The 18,312-nt window shown below is 69.9% G+C and carries 18 protein-coding genes; 4 read left to right on the top strand and 14 right to left on the bottom strand.

The features are described 5' to 3' along the window. Window positions 1-24 precede the first annotated feature (24 nt). The 5 genes from AOK17_RS37505 to AOK17_RS37485 form a co-directional block, all read right to left on the bottom strand. Complete coding sequence (locus tag AOK17_RS37505; protein WP_055617076.1) at window positions 25-1,440, bottom strand: PASTA domain-containing protein; 1,416 nt, start codon at window positions 1,438-1,440, stop codon at window positions 25-27. Window positions 1,441-1,578: 138 nt separating this feature from the next. Beyond that, window positions 1,579-2,529, bottom strand: a complete 951-nt coding sequence (locus tag AOK17_RS37500; protein ID WP_055617075.1) for a cytochrome c oxidase assembly protein — start codon at window positions 2,527-2,529, stop codon at window positions 1,579-1,581. A gap of 102 nt (window positions 2,530-2,631) precedes the next feature. After that, on the bottom strand, window positions 2,632-3,657 hold the full coding sequence (locus AOK17_RS37495; protein ID WP_055617074.1) for a 6-phosphofructokinase: 1,026 nt from the start codon (window positions 3,655-3,657) through the stop codon (window positions 2,632-2,634). 165 nt (window positions 3,658-3,822) lie between these two features. Further along, on the bottom strand, window positions 3,823-4,551 hold the full coding sequence (locus tag AOK17_RS37490; protein WP_055617073.1) for a type 1 glutamine amidotransferase: 729 nt from the start codon (window positions 4,549-4,551) through the stop codon (window positions 3,823-3,825). Between the two features lie 19 nt (window positions 4,552-4,570). Next, entirely contained in the window at window positions 4,571-5,809 is a 1,239-nt protein-coding gene (locus tag AOK17_RS37485; protein WP_055617072.1) for a MurT ligase domain-containing protein, read from the bottom strand. Window positions 5,810-5,952: 143 nt separating this feature from the next. Between AOK17_RS37485 and def the strand changes: the two genes are divergently transcribed. Continuing rightward, complete coding sequence (def, locus tag AOK17_RS37480; protein ID WP_055617071.1) at window positions 5,953-6,492, top strand: peptide deformylase; 540 nt, start codon at window positions 5,953-5,955, stop codon at window positions 6,490-6,492. Between the two features lie 64 nt (window positions 6,493-6,556). Here def and AOK17_RS37475 read toward each other — a convergent pair whose 3' ends face one another. Beyond that, window positions 6,557-7,201 carry a TetR/AcrR family transcriptional regulator gene (locus AOK17_RS37475; RefSeq protein WP_055617070.1) on the bottom strand — a complete coding sequence of 215 codons (645 nt, stop codon included), beginning with the start codon at window positions 7,199-7,201 and terminating at the stop codon, window positions 6,557-6,559. 169 nt (window positions 7,202-7,370) lie between these two features. Here AOK17_RS37475 and AOK17_RS37470 point away from each other — a divergent pair, with 169 nt between their 5' ends. Beyond that, window positions 7,371-8,600: an acyl-CoA dehydrogenase family protein gene (locus tag AOK17_RS37470; RefSeq protein WP_055617069.1), complete on the top strand. Its 1,230-nt coding sequence runs from the start codon at window positions 7,371-7,373 to the stop codon at window positions 8,598-8,600. 99 nt (window positions 8,601-8,699) lie between these two features. On the opposite strand, the gene AOK17_RS37465 is transcribed toward AOK17_RS37470, so the two are convergent. The 3 genes from AOK17_RS37465 to AOK17_RS37455 are packed head-to-tail and all read right to left on the bottom strand — an operon-like array spanning window position 8,700 to window position 11,510. Beyond that, a complete protein-coding gene (locus tag AOK17_RS37465; RefSeq protein ID WP_055617095.1) occupies window positions 8,700-9,233 on the bottom strand; it encodes a cupin domain-containing protein in 534 nt (177 codons plus the stop codon). Further along, window positions 9,230-10,438 (bottom strand): cytochrome P450, encoded by a 1,209-nt coding sequence (locus AOK17_RS37460; protein ID WP_107102599.1) that lies wholly within the window; start codon window positions 10,436-10,438, stop codon window positions 9,230-9,232. Before AOK17_RS37460 ends, AOK17_RS37465 begins: the two co-directional genes overlap by 4 nt. Before the next feature lie 7 nt (window positions 10,439-10,445). Next, entirely contained in the window at window positions 10,446-11,510 is a 1,065-nt protein-coding gene (locus tag AOK17_RS37455) for a type III polyketide synthase (protein ID WP_055617067.1), read from the bottom strand. A gap of 179 nt (window positions 11,511-11,689) precedes the next feature. Between AOK17_RS37455 and AOK17_RS37450 the strand changes: the two genes are divergently transcribed. Further along, window positions 11,690-12,379: a TenA family protein gene (locus AOK17_RS37450; RefSeq protein ID WP_055617066.1), complete on the top strand. Its 690-nt coding sequence runs from the start codon at window positions 11,690-11,692 to the stop codon at window positions 12,377-12,379. A gap of 84 nt (window positions 12,380-12,463) precedes the next feature. On the opposite strand, the gene AOK17_RS37445 is transcribed toward AOK17_RS37450, so the two are convergent. From AOK17_RS37445 to AOK17_RS37425, 5 genes are all read right to left on the bottom strand, one after another. Continuing rightward, window positions 12,464-12,703 carry a DUF6213 family protein gene (locus tag AOK17_RS37445; RefSeq protein ID WP_055617065.1) on the bottom strand — a complete coding sequence of 80 codons (240 nt, stop codon included), beginning with the start codon at window positions 12,701-12,703 and terminating at the stop codon, window positions 12,464-12,466. Window positions 12,704-12,728: 25 nt separating this feature from the next. After that, complete coding sequence (locus AOK17_RS37440; RefSeq protein WP_055617064.1) at window positions 12,729-14,114, bottom strand: NADP-dependent succinic semialdehyde dehydrogenase; 1,386 nt, start codon at window positions 14,112-14,114, stop codon at window positions 12,729-12,731. A gap of 190 nt (window positions 14,115-14,304) precedes the next feature. Further along, a complete protein-coding gene (locus AOK17_RS37435; RefSeq protein WP_055617063.1) occupies window positions 14,305-14,775 on the bottom strand; it encodes an NUDIX hydrolase in 471 nt (156 codons plus the stop codon). Beyond that, a complete protein-coding gene (locus tag AOK17_RS37430) occupies window positions 14,772-16,319 on the bottom strand; it encodes an ATP-dependent DNA ligase (protein WP_055617062.1) in 1,548 nt (515 codons plus the stop codon). Before AOK17_RS37430 ends, AOK17_RS37435 begins: the two co-directional genes overlap by 4 nt. Window positions 16,320-16,686: 367 nt before the next feature. After that, on the bottom strand, window positions 16,687-17,622 hold the full coding sequence (locus tag AOK17_RS37425) for an NAD(P)/FAD-dependent oxidoreductase (protein ID WP_055617094.1): 936 nt from the start codon (window positions 17,620-17,622) through the stop codon (window positions 16,687-16,689). A 77-nt stretch (window positions 17,623-17,699) separates the two neighbouring features. Here AOK17_RS37425 and AOK17_RS37420 point away from each other — a divergent pair. Beyond that, the coding region (locus tag AOK17_RS37420) for a helix-turn-helix domain-containing protein (protein WP_245697618.1) at window positions 17,700-18,312 on the top strand (613 nt) is incomplete at its 3' end.

The raw sequence follows: 18,312 nt of genomic DNA, 5'->3' as shown, positions 1-18,312 counted from the left end.
CCCGGTTTTCGGCTCTGGGTGGGCTTACGCCGCACCGACAGCGGACTCGCCCGAGGCCGGCGCACCGGACGAGCCGGGTGCGCTCGACGCGGGTTCACCGGTCACCGGCTCGCTCCGCGTGGGCTCGGCGGACGTGGGCTCCGCGGAGGTCGGCTCGACCGTGGGCGGCGTGCTCGACGTGGTGGGGGTGGTCGGGACGGCCGTCGTGGGCTCGATCGTGGTGGGTTCGCCGATGGTGGGCCGGTCGGTGGTGGGCTCGCCGGACGTCGGGCTGCCCGTGTCCGGATCACCCGTGTCCGGATCGTCCGTGGTGGGGTCGCTCGACGTCGGTCCGTCCGTGGTCGGACCGCTTGTCGTGGGCTCGTCCGTGGTCGGTCCATCGGTGGTCGGTCCATCCGATGTCGGGTCGTCCGACGTCGGATCGTCGTCCGTGGCCGGCCCGTCGGACGGGTCCGAATTCGGAGGCGTACCCGGCTCCTCGCCGTCGTCCGCGACGCTCAGGGTCACCGCCTCCCCGAACCGCAACTCGGTCCCCGGCCCCGGATCGGAGCCCGTCACCGCCGCGTCCCCCGGCGGGAGTCCGTCGGAGAAGGCCGCCGCAAGACCGAGTTCGGACAGCCGCTGGCTGGCCTGGTCGAAGGTCATTCCGGCGACGCGCGGCACCGCGTGCTGCTTCGTCGCGTCGAAGGGCTCGTCGTTCTCGCCCGAGCTGCCGACGGGGCGGTTGATGCCCTGGTCCGGGTTGTCCACGTCGATCAGTGCGATCCGCTCCAGCGGCTCGGGCGCGGGCTTGATGGTCACCACGTCGGACTTCTCGTAGCCGTCCCACTTTTTGTTACCGTCCTCGAACTTGACCGAGATCTTCTCGGGATCCTTGTCGAAGGACTGCAACGGATTTCCGCACGAGCACTTCACCGCGGGAAGTCCCTGGTCGTTCACCAATACCGCGATCCCGGCCTCCAGCAATGCGTCGAAGGCGACAGCCTTGCCCTTTTTGTAGTCGTGGTTCTTCACGAGAGTGTCGTGACGCAGCAGAACGGGTGTGAGGTCGTCGATGTACCCCTCGATCCGATCAGGCTCAATGCCCACGATGCGGGCCCATTCCCGGGCCTTTTGGCGGTTCCTGGGATCGGTGAGGAAATCCTTGAGACGGTCGACGTCACAGACCTTGGGCTTCTGCGTACCCCCGTACAGACCAGGGGTGTTGCCCTGCTGCAGGCCACTGTGTGCCTGCTCCGGCCTGAGCTTCGTCTCGTCGGTGCCGAGCGAGCCGTCCTCTTCGAAAAAAGGTGCGAGTGACGGCACTCCGGCGGCGACGGCCCTCACCGCGAACAGGCGTTGTTCCGTGCATCCGCTGAGGATCACCGCAGCGGCAAGTAACACGGCAAGCCTTCGGACCACGGTTTTTCCGGTCCTCAGCAAGCATGCGTGAATTGTCATGACCGCTCCCCCCAGCGGATCCCCCGTAACCCTGCAGAGCGGAAGCAGGGCGTCACGCATCATGCTACTGAATGGAAAAGCCTTTCAGTCAAGGAGAATTTCCAGTGTGTACGGAGTGACCGAAAGGGGAAAAGGGGCTCAGTGACCGCGTGCGTTGAGTGAGGCCAGATAGGCGTTGTATGCCTCGAGTTCCTTGTCGCCGTCACGGTCGGCGGCCCGGTCCGAGCGCCGTGCCTGCCGCTCCTCGGAGCGGTGCCACTGGAAGAGCAGCGCGAGCAGCACGAGCACGGACGGGATCTCGCTGAACGCCCAGGCGATCCCGCCCGCCGCGGTCTGGTCGGCGAGCGCGTCGATGCCGAGCGAGGCGGGCGGGTTCTTGTACGTCTCGACCATCGGCTCGGACGCCATCATCAGGGCGATGCCGAAGAACGCGTGGAACGGCATGCCCGCGAACAGCTCCAGCATCCGCATCAGATAGCCGGGCCGGTGCGGACCGGGATCCACGCCCATGATCGGCCAGAAGAACACCAGGCCGACGGCGAGGAAGTGGCACATCATCGCGATGTGGCCGGTCTTGGAGTCCATCAGGAAGTCGAAGATCGGGGTGAAGTACAGCGCGTACAGGCTCGCGATGAACAGCGGGATCGTGAACGCCGGATGCGTGACGACCCGCATGAACCGGCTGTGCAGGAACATCAGGAGCAGCTCGCGCGGCCCCTTGCGGTCCCGTCCGGCCGTCGGCAGCGCGCGCAGGGCGAGCGTGATGGGCGCGCCGAGCAGGATGAGGATCGGCGACAGCATGCTGATCACCATGTGCTGCACCATGTGCACGCTGAACATGACCATGCCGTAGTCGTTGAGCCCGGTGCACAGCACGAGCATGACGCTCAGGACGCCGACGACGAACGCCACCGTCCGCCCGACCGGCCAGGCGTCACCACGCCGTACCAGCCGCACCACACCCCACCCGTACAGCGCGAGCCCCAGCAGGCAGGCCACGAGGAAGAACGGGTCCGGCGACCACGCGAGCCCCCGCCCCAGCGTGAACGGCGGCAGATCCATGGTCATGCCGTGCCCGCTGTGATCCATCCGCCGGCTCCTGTTTCGTACGGGTTGCGCTGTCTGTCCGCACCCAGACTAGAACTGCCCCCGGCGAGACTTGCGGCCGGGGGCAGGTTCTTTCAGCAGTGGTCAGAGAACGCACTCCGCCTCGGCGTACCGCTCGTCCGGAACCGTCTTCAGCGTCTCCACGGCCTCCCCCAGGGACACCATCACGATGTCGGTCCCGCGAAGAGCCGTCATCTTCCCGAACTCTCCCCGGTGAACGGCCTCCACCGCATGCCACCCGAACCGGGTCGCGAGCACCCGGTCGTACGCGGTGGGCGTACCTCCGCGCTGCACATGCCCGAGGATCACCGGACGGGCCTCCTTGCCGAGGCGCTCCTCCAGCTCGATGGAGAGCTGCCGGGCGATGCCCGCGAAGCGCTCGTGCCCGTAGACGTCCTTGCGGCCCTCGTCGTAGGTCATCGTGCCCTCGCGAGGCTTCGCACCCTCCGCCGCGACGACGATCGCGAACCTCTTCCCGGCCGAGAACCGCTCGCCGACCTTCGCGGCCAACTCCTCGATGTCGAAGGGCCGTTCAGGCACGACGATGGCGTGCGCACCCGCGGCCATGCCCGAGTGCAGGGCGATCCAGCCGGTGTGGCGGCCCATGACCTCGACGATCAGGACGCGCTGGTGGGACTCGGCGGTGGTCTTCAGCCGGTCCAGAGCCTCGGTCGCGACGCCGACGGCCGTGTCGAAGCCGAAGGTGACGTCCGTGACCGCGATGTCGTTGTCGATGGTCTTCGGCACACCGACGATCGGCAGGCCGCCGTCGGACAGGAGACGGGCCGCCTTGAGCGTGCCCTCGCCGCCGATCGGGATGATCGCGTCGAGCCCGAGCTCCTCGACATGCCCCTTGGCCCGCTCCACACCGTCACGCAGATGCGCCGGCTGGACACGGGAGGAGCCGAGGATGGTGCCGCCGCGAGCCAGGATGCCGCTCACCGCGTCGAGGTCGAGCTTGAGGTAGTCGCACTCCAGGAGGCCTTTCCAGCCGTCGCGGAAGCCGATGACCTCGTCGCCGTGGTCGACGACGGCACGGTGTACGACGGACCGGATGACGGCGTTCAGGCCGGGGCAGTCGCCGCCGGACGTGAGGACACCAATGCGCATAGCCCGAAATACCTTCTCAACGTGGGCCGGGAACCGGACCACGCTGTCCGGCGGGACGCCGCCACCCTACCGGCGGCAGGGGGCGGGTCCGCATCGTGCGTCCGCCTGCTGGACGTCCCCGCACAGGTGAGCGGACGCCCCGCCAGACGGGCCCCGACCGTGAGGTCAGGCGGGCTGCTGAGCAGCCGCGATGCGCTCCGAGCGCAGCGCCTCGTACCAGCGGTCGTCGATCGGCGGCAGCGCGTTGACGTCGAGGGCCAGCTTCAGCAGCAGGTCCGCGATCAGCGGGTTGCGGGCGAGTACGGGCCCGTGCATGTACGTGCCGAAGACCGTGTCGTTGTACGCGCCCTCCGTGCCGTCGCCCGTGCCGTTGCCCTTGCCGAGCCGCACGTTCGCGAACGGGCGGGCCGTGGGGCCGAGGTGCGTGATGCCCTGGTGGTTCTCGAAGCCGGTGAGCGGAGGCAGACCCAGCCGCGCGTCGATGTCGCCCAGCACGTCACCGACGCACCGCTCGCCCTCGCCGCGGGTGGAGTGCACGTCGAGCAGACCAAGGCCCGGCTCGCGCTGACCGAGGTCGTTGATGAACTCGTGGCCGAGGATCTGGTAGCCGGCGCAGACCGAGAAGACGATCGCGCCGTTGCCGACCGCGCGGTGCAGACCGCCGTCGCGGCGCAGCCGCTCGGCCGCGAGCCGCTGCGGCCGGTCCTCGCCGCCACCGATGAGGTAGATGTCACCGGAGGTGGGGATCGGCTGGTCGCTGCGTACGTCGAGACGGGCCACGTCCAGACCGCGCTGCCGGGCCCGGCGCTCGACGACGAGGGCGTTGCCCTGGTCGCCGTACGTGCTCAGCAGGTCCGGGTAGATCCACACCAGCCGCAGGCTGTTGTCACTCATTCTCTTGGTCCTCCGGGGTTCAGTTGCCGACACGACGCCGCAGGTCCTGGAAAGCGGTGTAGTTCGCGACGACCTCGATGCGTCCGGGCGGTGCCATCTGCACGGCCTGGTCGAGGTTCTCGCAGACCTGGAACTGCTGGCCCGCGACCTCAAGACGGACGGCCAGGTCCAGCTTCCGGTCGCCGAGCACGAAGATCGGGTGGCCGGTCAGCTGCGTGTAGTCGACGTCCCACAGCCAGGAGGTGTCGGTGCCGTCGGCGCCGCGCGCGTTCACGGAGAGGATCACCGGGGTCGGCGGCGGGTCGATCAGCGAGAACGTCTCCAGCCAGCCCGCCGGGTTCTTGGCGAGCAGCAGGCGCAGGTCGCGCTGCATGAACTGGACGACGTCGTAGCGGCCGGCCACCGCCTGTACCTGGTACATGCGTTCCAGGGCGACCTGCGGAGGCACGCCGAAGACGGCGGCGACGGCGGCCGACGAGGCTGCGTTCGCCTTGTTGGCGCGGCCCGGCAGCTGGAGGTGGATCGGCCAGGCCGAACCGTGCGGGTCGAGGACGTGGTCGCCGGAGAGTGCCCAACTCGGCGTGGGACGGCGGAAACCGCAGTCGCCGCAGAACCAGTCGTCGCCGGGGCGCTGCATCACACCGCCGCAGGACGGGCAGGACCAGGCGTCGTCCTTCCACATCTGACCGGCGGCGACCCACACCACGTTCGGTGAGGAGGACGCGGCCCACACGACCAGCGGGTCGTCCGCGTTGGCCACGACGACGGCCTTGGAGCCCGCCAGGCCCTCACGCCAGTGCTCGGCCATCATGCGGGTCTCGGCCGCGCGGTCGAGCTGGTCGCGGGAGAGGTTGAGCAGGGCGATGCACTTGGGATCCGTGTCCCGCGCCACACCGGAGAGGTACTTCTCGTCCACCTCGATGACCGCGTACCGCGATTCCGAGCCGCCGGCCAGCGCGGACGTGATGCCGGCGGGCATGTTCGCCCCGAGTGCGTTCGAGACGACGGGGCCCGCCGCGCGCAGTGCCTCCGCGATCAGGCGCGTCGTGGTGGTCTTGCCGTTCGTGGCCGACACCAGGATGACGTCCAGGTGCTGGGCCAGACTGGCCAGGAGGTCGGGGTCGAGTTTGAGTGCCACCCGGCCGCCGATCACCGATCCGCTGCCACGGCCTGCGGCGCGTGACGCCGCTGCGACCGCCTTGCCCGCCGTCACGGCCAGCTTGGCCCGCGGCGACAGCGGGTCCGAGTTGCCTGCCATCAGTTCCCGATCCTCCTTGCGTACGGCGCCGCGCCCTGCTCCCGGCAACGTGTGGCCCTCAGCCTATCGAGATCCACTCACCGGCCCGAATCGCGGCACCTCCGCGGCACCCGCGCGACATTGAGGACCGTACCCTTGCCGCCATGCGACACGGCTCGATCCCGGGCGCCCGAGGGCGCGTTCTTCCTCTGTCTTTGCTCGGCGACCCCGTGTTGCACACACGGTGTGAAGAAGTCACGGAGTTCGGGCCACAACTGGCGCGGCTGGTCGAGAACATGTTCTCGACGATGTACGCGGCGCAGGGTGTCGGTCTTGCCGCGAATCAGGTCGGAGAATCGTTGCGGGCCTTCGTATACGACTGCCCCGACGACGAGGAGCGGCGGCATGTGGGGCACGTGGTGAACCCGCGGCTCGTCGAGGCGGACGGGCTGGTGCTGCGGGGACCCGAGGGGTGCCTGTCGTTGCCGGGGCTGGAGGCGGGGACCGAGCGGTACGACCACGCCGTGGTGGAGGGGTTCACCGTGGACGGCGAACCCGTGCGGATCCATGGCACCGGCTGGTTCGCCCGGTGCCTCCAGCACGAGTGCGACCACCTCGACGGCGGGCTGTACGTGGATCGGGTCCGTGGCTGGCGCCGCCGCAGGGTGATGTGGCAGGCGGGCAGGGCCTCTTGGGGACGGTGAGGGCCGGCCGCGCCCCTTCGAGGGGCGCGGGGAACTGCGCAACCTTTCAGGGGCGCGCGGAACGCTAGAAGGCCGGCCCACCCAGCTTGTCGCCCGCAGCCGCCAGGCGGCCCCACAGGAGGTCGGCCAGGGCCCGGACCAACTCGGCGCGGGCGCAAGGGCGTTCGCCGAGCCACCAGTCGCCTGCCGCGTGCATCATGCCGACGATCCCGTGGCCCCAGACGCGGGCGAGCTGCTGGCTGTCCGGGCCGAGGTCGACGCGCTCCTCGATGACCTCGGCGAGCTCCTCGCCCATGCGGCGCAGCAGGGGAGCGGAATGCTGCCCGGTGTCGAAGCCCTGGTCGCTCTGCGGGCCGCCCTCCGACGGATGCATCAGGAAGCGGTACACCTGCGGGCGTGCCTCGATCGCCGCGAGGTACGTGTCGAGCGTGGCCTCCACGCGTTCGCGGCGCTCGGCCGGTGCGTCCAGGGCGGCGCGCAGCGCTCCGAGGAGGGCGTCCGTGTGCCTCTTGGCGAGAGCCGCGTACAGTCCACTCTTGTCGCCGAAGTGGCGGTACAGAATCGGCTTGGTGATGCCCGCCTCCGCCGCGATGGCGTTCATCGACGCACTGGGGCCGTCGCGGAGCACCACCCGGTCGGCGGCCTCCAACAGCTCGCGCCGTCGGCGGTCGGCGGACCTCTGTTGATCGGTCCGCTGTGTGGTGTCCATGTGCTCTCCCCACCCGTGCTTATTCGGTGACGCCTGCGCAACGTAACACCCGCAGACAATTCTGCCTCGAACGGGCTGCCGAGCGGGAACGGGGAGTTGACTTTTCCTACCCACCGGTAACAGGCTACGGTTACCGCAAGTAACACATGAGTGCAGCGCTGGAGGGGACATGGCCGAGTTCACCATGGAGCTCAACGACGAACAGAGGGAGGTCCGGGACTGGATCCACGGGTTCGCCGCTGACGTCATCCGCCCCGCCGCCGCCGAATGGGACGAGCGCGAGGAGACTCCCTGGCCGGTCATCCAGGAGGCCGCGAAGGTCGGCATCTACTCCCTGGACTTCTACGCCCAGCAGTACTTCGACCCCACCGGCCTCGGCATACCCATGGCCATGGAGGAGCTGTTCTGGGGCGACGCGGGCATAGCCCTCTCCATAGTCGGCACCGGCCTCGCCGCCGTCGGCGTCCTCGCCAACGGCACCGAGGAGCAGATCGGCACCTGGATCCCCCAGATGTACGGCGATGCCAACGATGTCAAGGTCGCCGCCTTCTGCTCCTCCGAGCCCGACGCCGGGTCCGACGTCGCCTCGATGCGTACGCGTGCCGTGTACGACGAGGCCAAGGACGAGTGGGTGCTCAACGGCACGAAGACCTGGGCGACCAACGGCGGCATCGCCAACGTCCATGTCGTCGTCGCGGTGATCGACTCCGAGCTGGGATCCAAGGGCCACGCGTCCTTCATCATCCCGCCGAACACGCCCGGTCTGTCCCAGGGTCAGAAGTTCAAGAAGCACGGCATCCGCGCCTCGCACACCGCCGAGGTCGTCCTGGAGGACGTACGCGTCCCCGGCTCCTGCCTGCTCGGCGGCAAGGAGAAGCTCGACGAGCGCCTCGCCCGCGCACGTGAGCGGGCCAGGGCCGGCGGCGGCGAGCGGCTGAAGAACGCGGCGATGGCCACGTTCGAGGCGTCCCGCCCGGCCGTCGGTGCCATGGCGGTCGGCACCGCCCGGGCCGCGTACGAGGTCGCCCTCGACTACGCCAAGACGCGTTCGCAGTTCGGCCGCCCGATCATCGACAACCAGGGTGTGGCCTTCCAGCTGGCCGATATGCGTACGTCCATCGACGCGGCGCGGCTGCTCGTGTGGCGCGCCTCCTGGATGGCCGTCAACGGGAAGCAGTTCACCTCCGCCGAGGGCTCCATGTCGAAGCTCTTCGCCAGCGAGACGGCCAAGAAGGTCACCGGGCAGGCGATCCAGATTCTGGGCGGCAACGGGTACACCCGGGAGTATCCGGTCGAGCGGATGCATCGGGATGCTGCGATTTACACCATTTTCGAGGGTACGAGTGAGATCCAGCGGTTGGTGATTGCTCGGACTCTTTCGGGGATGCCGATTCGGTAATTGTGAGATCCGCGGGCACGTCGTGGCTGGTCGCGCCCACGCGGCGGAGCCGCAGATTGACACAGCCCCGCGCCCCTAAAAGAAGAAGGCGCGCCCAGGTCACCGGTGCTTCAACGGTGTGAGTTGTTCGATGTCGTACCTCGAACGCAGCTCCTCGATTGCCTCGTGGTCCGGTGGGCCGCCCGCGTCCAAGATTTTCAGCAGCTCCTCGAAGTACCGTTCGTGATCCGGTGGCGGGGACGCCTGGAAGAACATCTTGGCCGGATTTCCCGTGGGATTGGCGAACGCGTGCGGGCAACCGGGCGGTACGACGATCACCGTGCCCGGTGTCGCCCGTACGACCTGGTTGCCCGAACCGGACTGCCAGCGCTGCCAGTTGTCGGGTGTGCGGACGAGGGGCTCGAAGGCGAGCACGTCCAGCTCGCCCTCGAGCACGTAGAACAGCTCCTCGCTGCGCGAGTGGACGTGCGCGCCCACGTCGAAGCCCGGCGGGACGACGACCTCGAAGCTGGACGCCGTCCGGGAGTGCGTGCCGGTCACCTTGAACGTCACGTGCTGGGCGGGGGTGCGGACCGTACGGCCGTGACCGGGTGGGACCAGCAGGCCTTCGGGCGGCGGCGTGAGCGCGGTCACCAGGTGACGGGCAGGGCCTCGGGCCCGCGGATCAGCGCGCCGCGCCGCCACGGCACCTCGTCCTCCGAGACCGACAGACGCAGCGTCGGGATCCGGTCCAGGAGCGTGTTCACGATCAGCTCCTGCTCCATGCGGGCCAGCATGCCGCCCACGCAGTAGTGCGGGCCGTTCCCGAACGCCAGGTGCGGGTTGGAGCCGCGCTCGAAGTCGATCCGGTCGGGGTCCGGGAAGACCTCCGGGTCGCGGTTGGCGGCGAGGTAGGAGACGTAGATCGGGTCGCCCTTGCTGATCCGTACGCCCCTGAGCACCACGTCCTCCGTGGCGATGCGGGACAGGCCGACGGCGTTGCGGTGCGGGATGTACCGGTGCAGTTCGTCGATCGCCTGCGGGCGCAGCTCCGGTTCGTCGCGCAGCCGGTCGAAGAGGGCAGGCCGGGTGAGGAGGACGTAGAGCATCTGGCCCGTGTTGTTGGTGACGGCCTCGCCGCCGATCTGGATCGGGCCCGCGAGCGCCATCGCCTCCTCCTCGGTGATGTCGCCCCGGCCCACCGCCGCGCCCAGCAGTGAGGTCACGTCCTCGCCGGTCGCGCCGCGCCGCTCGGCGATCAGCTTGCCGAAGTACGCATCCATGTCCCGCTTGGCCTGCTCGCTGACCTTCGCTCCCTGGGAGGAGGAGAGGATCGCCTGCGTCCACGTGTGGAGCGTGTGCCGGTCGGAGGCCGGGACGCCCATGAGCTCGCAGATGACGGTGATCGGGAACGGCGCCAGGACACGGTCGATGAGGTCGGCGGGAGGTCCGTCCCGCAGCATCTCGTCCACCATCCCCTCCAGCGTCTTCTGGGCGCCGGCGCGCAGCCGCTCGATGCCGCGCGTGGTGAACGCGGTGTTCACCGCCCTTCGCAGACGGCCGTGGTCGGGCTTGTCGACGAAGTTCATCGCGCTCGGCTGCGGGATGAAGTGCGGTGCGAGCCGGGTGACTTCGCGGCCGATCACCTCCGCGCGGCTGAACCGCGGGTCGTTCGTGACCAGCCGTACGTCCTCGTAGCGCGTGACCAGCCAGGCCCAGCCCTCGCCGTTGGGCAGCTGGATCCGGTTGATGGGGCCCTCGCGCATCAGCTCGGACAGGACGGGGTCGAAGTCGACCCCCGTCAGGTCCAGGGCCGGCCAGTGCCGTACCGGGGGAGCCGCCGTCGTCTCTTCGCTCATGGTCATGTCATGCCGTTTCTTCGTCTGAACGGTGCCAGCGGCCCAGTGCCATCTCGGCCGTGATCCCCGGCCCGAAGCCGGCGAGAAGTCCGCGTGCCTGGTGGTGGGAGCCGCCCTCGTCGAACAGCCGGCGCAGCGCGTCCAGGACGACGGCGCTGGCGATGTTCCCGTACTCGGTGAGCGTCGCCCGGCTGAACCGGAAGGCCTCCGGTGCCACTTGGAGGAACGTGCTGAGGTCGTCGAGGATCCGCGGACCGCCGGCGTGGATGATGTAGAAGTCCAGGTCGGAGGCGTCCCAGCCGTGCAGGCCCGCCAGGTCCTGCAGCGCGGGGGCGAGCGGCTCCATCGTGGTCGGCACCCGCTTGTCCAGCAGGAAGTGGAAGCCGGTGGCCCGGACGTCGTACATGATCCAGTCCTCGGTCTTCGGGATCAGGTACGAGCCGTTGCGCTCCAGGCGGATGCCCTCGCCGCCGCGTCCGCGGACGACGGCCGCGGCTATCCCGTCCCCGAAGAGGCCGTTGCACAGCAGCGAGCCGACGCCCAGGTCGGTCGGCTGGTAGCACAGCGAGCAGAACTCGCAGGCCACGATGAGGGCGTTGGCCTCGGGATAGGCCGTGCAGAAGTCGTGCGCCCGGTTGATCGCCGCGCCCCCGGCGGCGCAACCGAGCTGCGCTATCGGCAGTTGGCGCGTGTCGCTGGAGAACTCCATCGAGTTGATCAGCCAGGCCGTCAGCGAGGGCATCATGAAGCCCGTGCACGAGACGTAGATGATCACGTCGATGTCGGCGGCCAGGACCCCCGCGTCGTCGAGCGCCCGCTGTACGACCGCCGGGACACGGGCCTTCGCCTCGGCCTCGTAGGCCTTGTTGCGTTCCTCGAAGCCCGGGTGCTTCAGGGTTTCCTCGATGGGCCGCACTATGTGCCGGGTGCGTACCCCGGTGTTCTCGATCAGCCGGAGTGCGAGCGGCAGCTGGGGGTGATCGGGGTGGCGGGAGCGCGCCAGCTCCAGCGTCTCCTCCATCGTGATCACGTATTCCGGAACGGACACCGCGGGTCTGCACAAAGTCGCCATGTGCCTGCGCCTTCTCTCGCCCGCCGGGAACTCCCTCTCCTCGGCGGAAGGGTGGTCCCACCACGATCACCCGGCAGGGTCGGGATATCGCGCCGGACTACTCCAGATCGGGGACCCCGGGGTCGGCGTGGCACTCTGGTCGCAGGGCCAGCGAGTCAGCCGAACCGAAGGAGTACGCGATGACGCGGACGGCCAGGGAACTGCTGGAGAGCACCACCGGAAAGCTCGCCCCCGACCCCCACGCCAACCGCCTCCTCCCGCTGATCGCCCGGGGCGCGGCCCGCCGCGACACGCTCGCGGCCCTCGCCCTCGAACAGCGCCATGTCATCGCCGCGGACCGCCGCGCCTTCCTCCACCTGGCCGAACGGTCGGCCGCGGAGGGGACGGCCGCCGGGCCCGAGTGCGCGGCCTTCTTCGGCATGCTCGCGGAGGGCGAGACGCTGGCCCAGGACCGGCTCGGGGCGTACGTGGCGGCCTGCGGCGTGGACCCGGCACGGGAAGCGGCGTACGAGCCCCTCGCCGACTGCCAGGCCTACCCCGCGTACGTCGCCTGGCTGGCCCTGAACGGCTCACCGGCCGAGGTGGTCCTCGCCCTCAGCGCCAACTTCGCGGCCTGGGGCGGCTATTGCGCCACGATCGCCGAGTCCCTGCGCGACCACTACGGCTTCGACGATGCCTCTTGTGGCTTCTTCGACTTCTTCGCCGAACCGTCACCCGAACTGGACCAGCGGGCCTTGTCGGCCGTGCAGGCAGGGCTCGACGCCGGACGACTGGACGAGAACGAGGCCCACCACTACGGCCGCCTGCTGGCGAGCTACGAGGCCATGTTCTGGCACGCGCTATGGGAACTGGATCAAAGGGCCCACTGAGGCGCGCCCCGTAAGGGGCGCGGGGAACTGCGCGCCCGGCCACAAACAACCCGCAGCGTCCGGACGACCTGGGAAGCGGCGCCCTCAGCCGGAGGCACTACCACTGCTGTGCGCGATGCATGCCACGTCAATACGGTCGGCGAGCTTCGCGAGCTCGATCGTGAGGGCGGCGACGGTGTCCTCGTCGAGCCCGTCCTGCCCCGCCTCCACCAGATGCAGCCACCGACCACCCATCGTTCGCAGGAGCTTGCTCACGTCGGCCGCGGAAACCTGCAAGGTACCGCGGTCGTCGACGATCAGAGGCAGGGTCACTTCGCGGTTCACAGTGGGGATCGTAGCTCCGGAACGCTCACGCTCCGTGCCATACGGTGGTGATGTTGCAGAACTCTCGGATTCCGTGTCCCGACAGCTCACGCCCGTAGCCGGACCTCTTCACCCCGCCGAACGGGAACGCCGGGTGGGACGCCGTCATCCCGTTGACGTACACGCCACCCGCCTCCAGATCACGTACGAAACGGTCGATCTCGGCCTCGTCGCGGGTCCAGACGTTGGAACTCAACCCGAACGGCGTGTCGTTGGCGATCGCCACGGCCTCGTCGAGATCGGCGGCGCGGTAGAGCGTGGCCACCGGTCCGAAGGCCTCCTCAAGGTGGATGCGCATCTCGGGGGTGATGTCGGTGAGGACGGTCGGCGGGTAGTACCAGCCGGACCCGTCGGGGCGCTCGCCGCCGCACAGGACGGTCGCGCCGCTCTCGACGGCGTCGTCGACGAGCTCCTCCAGGTCGCCGCGGCCCTGTTCGGTGGAGAGGGGGCCGACGTCCGTGTTCTCGTCCAGGGGGTCGCCCACCGTCAGGGCCTTCATGCCCGCCGTGAAGCGCTCGGCGAAGGCGTCGAAGACGTCCGTGTGCACGATGAACCGCTTGGCGGCGATGCACGACTGTCCGTTGTTCTGCACCCGGGCCGTCACCGCGACCTGCGCCGCCCGTTCGACGTCCGCCGACGGCATCACCACGTACGGGTCGCTGCCGCCGAGCTCCAGGACCGTCTTCTTGACCTCGTCCCCGGCGACGGAGGCGACCGCGCGGCCCGCCGGTTCGCTGCCCGTCAGGGTGGCCGCCTTGACCCGCGGGTCGCGCAGGACGTCCTCGACCGCGCCCGAGCCGATGAGCAGTGTCTGGAAACAGCCCTCCGGGTAGCCCGCCCGGCGGAACAGGTCCTCCAGGTAGAGGGCGGTCTGCGGGACGTTCGAGGCGTGCTTGAGCAGGCCGACGTTGCCCGCCATCAGCGCGGGCGCGGCGAAGCGGATCACCTGCCAGAGCGGGAAGTTCCACGGCATGACCGCCAGGACCGGGCCGAGCGGGCGGTAACGCACGAGGACGCGGGAGGCGCCGGAGTCCTGCGCGTCGGCCGTGTCGCCCTCCTCGTCGGCGAGGAGCTTCTCGGCGTGGTCGGCGTACCAGTGCATCGCCTTCGCGCACTTGGCGGCCTCGGCGCGAGCCTGTTTGACCGGCTTGCCCATCTCCGTCGTCATCACGCGCGCGATGTCCTGCGCGTCGCCTTCCAGGAGGTCGGCGGCCCGGTGCAGTAGCTGTGCGCGCTCGGCGAATGAGGTTGTGCGGTGGGTGTGGAACGCCGCCTCTGCGGTCGCGAGGCGGTGTTCGATCTCCTCGGCGCTCAGGGCGTCATAGGTCTTGAGCGTTTCGCCGTTCGCCGGGTTCACCGTTGCGATGGGCATGGCTTTGACCTCCTGGTACGGGCTGTGACTTCGACAATCTCGCTCCGCGGGACGGGGCGCAACGCGGACGGGCCGCGTACCCGTGCGGGGACCCGGCATGCGTGGCGTCCCGGGGGCGGTGTTCGACGTGCGGGTGCGCCGTGGCTGGTCGCGCAGTTCCCCGCGCCCCTAAAAGAAGGGGCGCGTCTCCTCAGCTCGTCTGTTCTGCGAGGCGGTCCAGGAACGTCGTCTGGGCCTTGACCAGCAGAGCCCGTGCTCGGTCCAGATCCAGCCATTCCGCTCTGTCCAGTTCCGGGAACTCCTGGACCCGGCCCGAGCCCCGCGGCCATTCCATCGTGAAGGTGCCGGGGACCATCATCGTCACGTCCAGGTCCGCCTCGATGGCCCAGACCGTGACGACCTTGCGGTTCGTCTGGGTGACCTCGCCGAGGGGGATGGGGTCGCCGTCGGGAGGCGGGAGGCCCAGTTCCTCCTGGAACTCTCGGCGTGCCGCGTCCCAGGCGGCTTCGTCCGGCTCGTACTCGCCCTTGGGTACGGTCCACGCGCCGGCGTCGCGACGGGCGAAGAAGGGGCCGCCCATGTAGCCCAGGAGTACCTCGATGCCTTGGTCGGTGCGGCGGAAGAGGAGCAGGCCCGCGCTGCGTTTCACGGGGGCGGTCACGGGGTGACCTCCGGGTGGGCGGCGAGCAGGGTTTCCACGGTGTCGGCCTGGTCCGGAGTCTTGTCCTCGCGGTAGCGCACGACCCGGGCGAAGCGGAGGGTCACGCCCGCCGGGTAGCGCGTGGAGCGCTGCAGACCGTCGTACGCGATCTCGACGACGAGTTCGGGACGGACGGTCACGACCCAGCCGTTGTCCTCGACGGCGAGTTCCTGGAGCCGCTCGGTCTGCCAGGCCAGCATCACGTCCGTCAGACCCTTGAAGGTCTTGCCCAGCATGGCGAAGGAGCCGTCCGGATTGCGGGCGCCCAGATGCAGGTTGGAGAGCTTGCCGGTGCGCCGCCCGTGACCCCACTCGGCGGCCAGCACGACCAGGTCCAGGGTGTGTACGGGCTTGACCTTCAGCCAGGAGGCACCGCGCCGGCCCGCGCTGTAGGGGGCGTCGAGGGCCTTGAGTACGACGCCCTCGTGGCCCCGCTTCAGCGTGTCGGCGAGGAACTGTTCGGCAGCCGCCCGTGCCCGCTCGTCCGCCGGATCGGCCACGAGGGTGCGCCGTACGCGCATCGGCTCGGGGACCAGACGGGCCAGTTCCGTGTGGCGGTCGGCGAACGGCAGGTCGAGCAGGTCGCGGCCGTCCACGGAGAGCGCGTCGAAGAAGACGGGGGAGACGGGGACGGCCTCGGCGGCCGTGGCGACGTCCACGCGGGAGCCCACGCGGCCGGCGATGTCCTGGAACGACCGCGGGCGCCCGCCCTCGTCGAACGCGATGACCTCACCGTCGAGGATGAAGTGCTCGCCCTTCAACTCCCGTGCAGCAGAAGTGAGTTCGGGCAGTCGGTCCGTGATGTCGTCCAGGGTGCGGGTGTAGAGGCGTACGTCGTCGCCGTCGCGGTGGACCTGGACGCGGATGCCGTCCAGCTTCTCCTCGACCGCACAGGCGCCGAGCTTGTCGATCGCCTCGGCGACCGACGAGGCGCTGTGCGCGAGCATCGGCTGGACGGGACGGCCGACGGTGAGCCGGAACGCGGCGAGGGCCTCCGGTCCGTCGGCGAGCAGCCGCTCGGCCACGGTCTGCAGCGAACCCGCCAGCATCACCGCACGCCGTACGTCGGCAGAAGGCGCGCCCGTCGCCTGGGCGAGGCCCTCCATGGCGACGGCGTCCAGGGCGCCCTGACGGACCTCGCCGCCGATCAGCCCGAGCAGGAACCGCTGCTCGGGTTCGGTGGACGCACCCATCAACTCGGCCACCAGCCGCGCCCGTTCCGCCTGGGAGCCGGTGCCGGAGACCTTGCCGAGGGCCGTGAGGCGGGCGTCCACCTCCCGCACGGTCAGGGTGGGTTCCGCGGCGGGCGGAACCGGCGTGCCGAGGATCTTCCAGCCGATGCCGAGCCGCCCCTGGGGAAGGCGGCCCGCAAGATACGGGATGACGATCGGCACGTCGTCCGCCTCGGCGTCCCGGAACAGCTCCGCGAGCAGAGCCGTCTTCCGGGACCGCGCCGAGGTGGCGGCGACCTCCTGGGACACACGGGCGAGCCGGTGCAGCAGCATGCAGCCATGGTGCAACGGAGGCGCCCGATCCGCGCCCGCACGGGGGACACCCGCACAGCGGGGTCTTCGGGCTGTGGACCAGGGCTCGGGGCTCACGGCCTCGGGCCCGCGGCGCCGCCCGCACGGCCGCATGGCGACTCCACTCCGCATGGCTACGGTCAGGGCCCCGCGCGACTGTGGGCCGCGGCTCAGGGCCGTGGTTTCACGGTTCCGGGCCCACGGCCGCGCGGCCGGGTCCATGCCGCCGCCCGCACGTCCGCGCGGCGACTCCACTCCGCACTCCGCGTGGCTACGGCTCGGGCCTGAGCCCGCGCCTGAGCCTGCGATTGCGCCCGCGCCCGTGAAGCAGGCGTAGCCGGGGCCCCGGCTACGCCCGCACGGCCGCGTCGAGGTCCGTGAAGAGCAGTTCGCCGTTGATCGTGGCTCCCGCGCGGTAGCCGCCGCTCGCCGCGTTCACCACCTGCTCGCCGAAGCCGATCGCGTTGCCCGCCGCCCAGACGCCGGGGACGCTGGTCAGACCCGTCGGGTCGACCACGGCGTACGTGCCGAACGGTGTCTCCTGCAGTTCGGCGCCGAGCCGCTCCAGGAGACCGGTGCGCGGGATCGCTCGGGGTGCGACGAACAGGACCGAGCGCTCGTGCGTCGTGCCGTCCGCGAGCCGGATTCCGGTGAGCCGGTCGTCGTCGACGACCAGTCCGGCGACCTCGCCGGGCACCACGTCGACCCCGGCCGCGGCGAGCCTGCGCAGATCCTCGTCCGCGAGTTCCTCCTCGCCGACCGTGTGCAGGAAGAGGGTCACGTCCTTCGACCACTGGGAGACCATCAGCGCCTGGTGGACGGCCATCGGGGTCGTGGCGAGCACGCCGAAGGCCTGGTCCCGTACCTCCCAGCCGTGGCAGTACGGGCAGTGCAGCACGTCCCGCCCGAACCGCTCGGCGACACCCGGCACCTTCGGCAGTTCGTCCGCGAGGCCGGTGGCGACGACCAGCCGGCGCCCGTGCACCGTGCGCCCGCCTTCGAGCGTCACGTCGAACTCCCCGTCCGTGTCCTTGGCCACGTCCACCGCCCGGTCCCGGACGAGTTCGACGCCGTAGCGCGCGATCTCCTCCCGTCCCACGGCGAGGAACTCCATCGGCGACATGCCGTCCCGCGACAGATAGCCCTGCATGTGGGCGGCTGGTGCGTTGCGCGGCTCGCCCGTGTCGATCACGAGCACACTCCGCCGTGCGCGTCCCAGGACGAGCGCGGCGGACAGTCCGGCCGTGCCGCCTCCGACGACGACCACTTCGTACCTCTCGGTCATGGTGACCACCTCCACTGAGAAGGTCGCTCATCTCCTGCCGTATTGACAAACATCTTTGCCGAAACTGCAATGAGGAGATGAGCGAGAGCGACAAACACAAGGGGCACAAGGAGACCGGCGCGGAAACCAGTGCGGAGACCGGTGTGGATACGGACACCGACGGCGTCCTCGCGGAAGTCGGACCGCGGCTGCGCCGCATCCGCAAGGAGCGGGGTGCCACTCTGGCGGGTCTGTCCTCCGCCACCGGAATCTCCGTGAGCACGCTGTCCCGTCTGGAGTCCGGACTGCGCAAACCCAGCCTGGAGCTCCTGCTGCCCATCGCCCGTGCCCACCAGGTGCCTCTCGACGAACTCGTCGGGGCCCCGCAGGTGGGCGACCCCCGCATCCGCGCGGCGAAGCCCATCGTCATGCACGGCCGTACGCACTGGCCGCTCACCCGCCAGCCCGGCGGCCTCCAGGCCTACAAGGTGCTCGAACCGCAGCGGAAACTGGAGCCGGAACCGCGGACGCACGAGGGCTACGAATGGCTGTACGTGCTCTCCGGGCGGCTGCGTCTGGTGCTCGGCGAGCACGACGTCGTACTCGGCGCGGGGGAGGCCGCCGAGTTCGACACGCGTGTGCCCCACTGGTTCGGGTCGACGGGGGAGGGGCCGGTGGAGTTCCTCAGCCTCTTCGGGCGGCAGGGGGAGC

It is taken from the genome of Streptomyces phaeochromogenes (assembly GCF_001418655.1).
GTDB lineage: Bacteria > Actinomycetota > Actinomycetes > Streptomycetales > Streptomycetaceae > Streptomyces > Streptomyces phaeochromogenes.
The sequence above is the reverse complement of the archived record's forward strand: the minus strand, read 5'-3'. Positions and strand labels throughout refer to the sequence as shown.

Bases quoted from the DNA above. Each gene is read 5' to 3' on its own strand.
- AOK17_RS37505 (WP_055617076.1), bottom strand. From the start codon at position 1,440: ATGACAATTCACGCATGCTTGCTGAGGACCGGAAAAACCGTGGTCCGA.
- AOK17_RS37500 (WP_055617075.1), bottom strand. From the start codon at position 2,529: ATGGATCACAGCGGGCACGGCATGACCATGGATCTGCCGCCGTTCACG.
- AOK17_RS37495 (WP_055617074.1), bottom strand. From the start codon at position 3,657: ATGCGCATTGGTGTCCTCACGTCCGGCGGCGACTGCCCCGGCCTGAAC.
- AOK17_RS37490 (WP_055617073.1), bottom strand. From the start codon at position 4,551: ATGAGTGACAACAGCCTGCGGCTGGTGTGGATCTACCCGGACCTGCTG.
- AOK17_RS37485 (WP_055617072.1), bottom strand. From the start codon at position 5,809: ATGGCAGGCAACTCGGACCCGCTGTCGCCGCGGGCCAAGCTGGCCGTG.
- def (WP_055617071.1), top strand. From the start codon at position 5,953: ATGCGACACGGCTCGATCCCGGGCGCCCGAGGGCGCGTTCTTCCTCTG.
- AOK17_RS37475 (WP_055617070.1), bottom strand. From the start codon at position 7,201: ATGGACACCACACAGCGGACCGATCAACAGAGGTCCGCCGACCGCCGA.
- AOK17_RS37470 (WP_055617069.1), top strand. From the start codon at position 7,371: ATGGCCGAGTTCACCATGGAGCTCAACGACGAACAGAGGGAGGTCCGG.
- AOK17_RS37460 (WP_107102599.1), bottom strand. From the start codon at position 10,438: ATGAGCGAAGAGACGACGGCGGCTCCCCCGGTACGGCACTGGCCGGCC.
- AOK17_RS37455 (WP_055617067.1), bottom strand. From the start codon at position 11,510: ATGGCGACTTTGTGCAGACCCGCGGTGTCCGTTCCGGAATACGTGATC.
- AOK17_RS37450 (WP_055617066.1), top strand. From the start codon at position 11,690: ATGACGCGGACGGCCAGGGAACTGCTGGAGAGCACCACCGGAAAGCTC.
- AOK17_RS37440 (WP_055617064.1), bottom strand. From the start codon at position 14,114: ATGCCCATCGCAACGGTGAACCCGGCGAACGGCGAAACGCTCAAGACC.
- AOK17_RS37430 (WP_055617062.1), bottom strand. From the start codon at position 16,319: ATGCTGCTGCACCGGCTCGCCCGTGTGTCCCAGGAGGTCGCCGCCACC.
- AOK17_RS37425 (WP_055617094.1), bottom strand. From the start codon at position 17,622: ATGACCGAGAGGTACGAAGTGGTCGTCGTCGGAGGCGGCACGGCCGGA.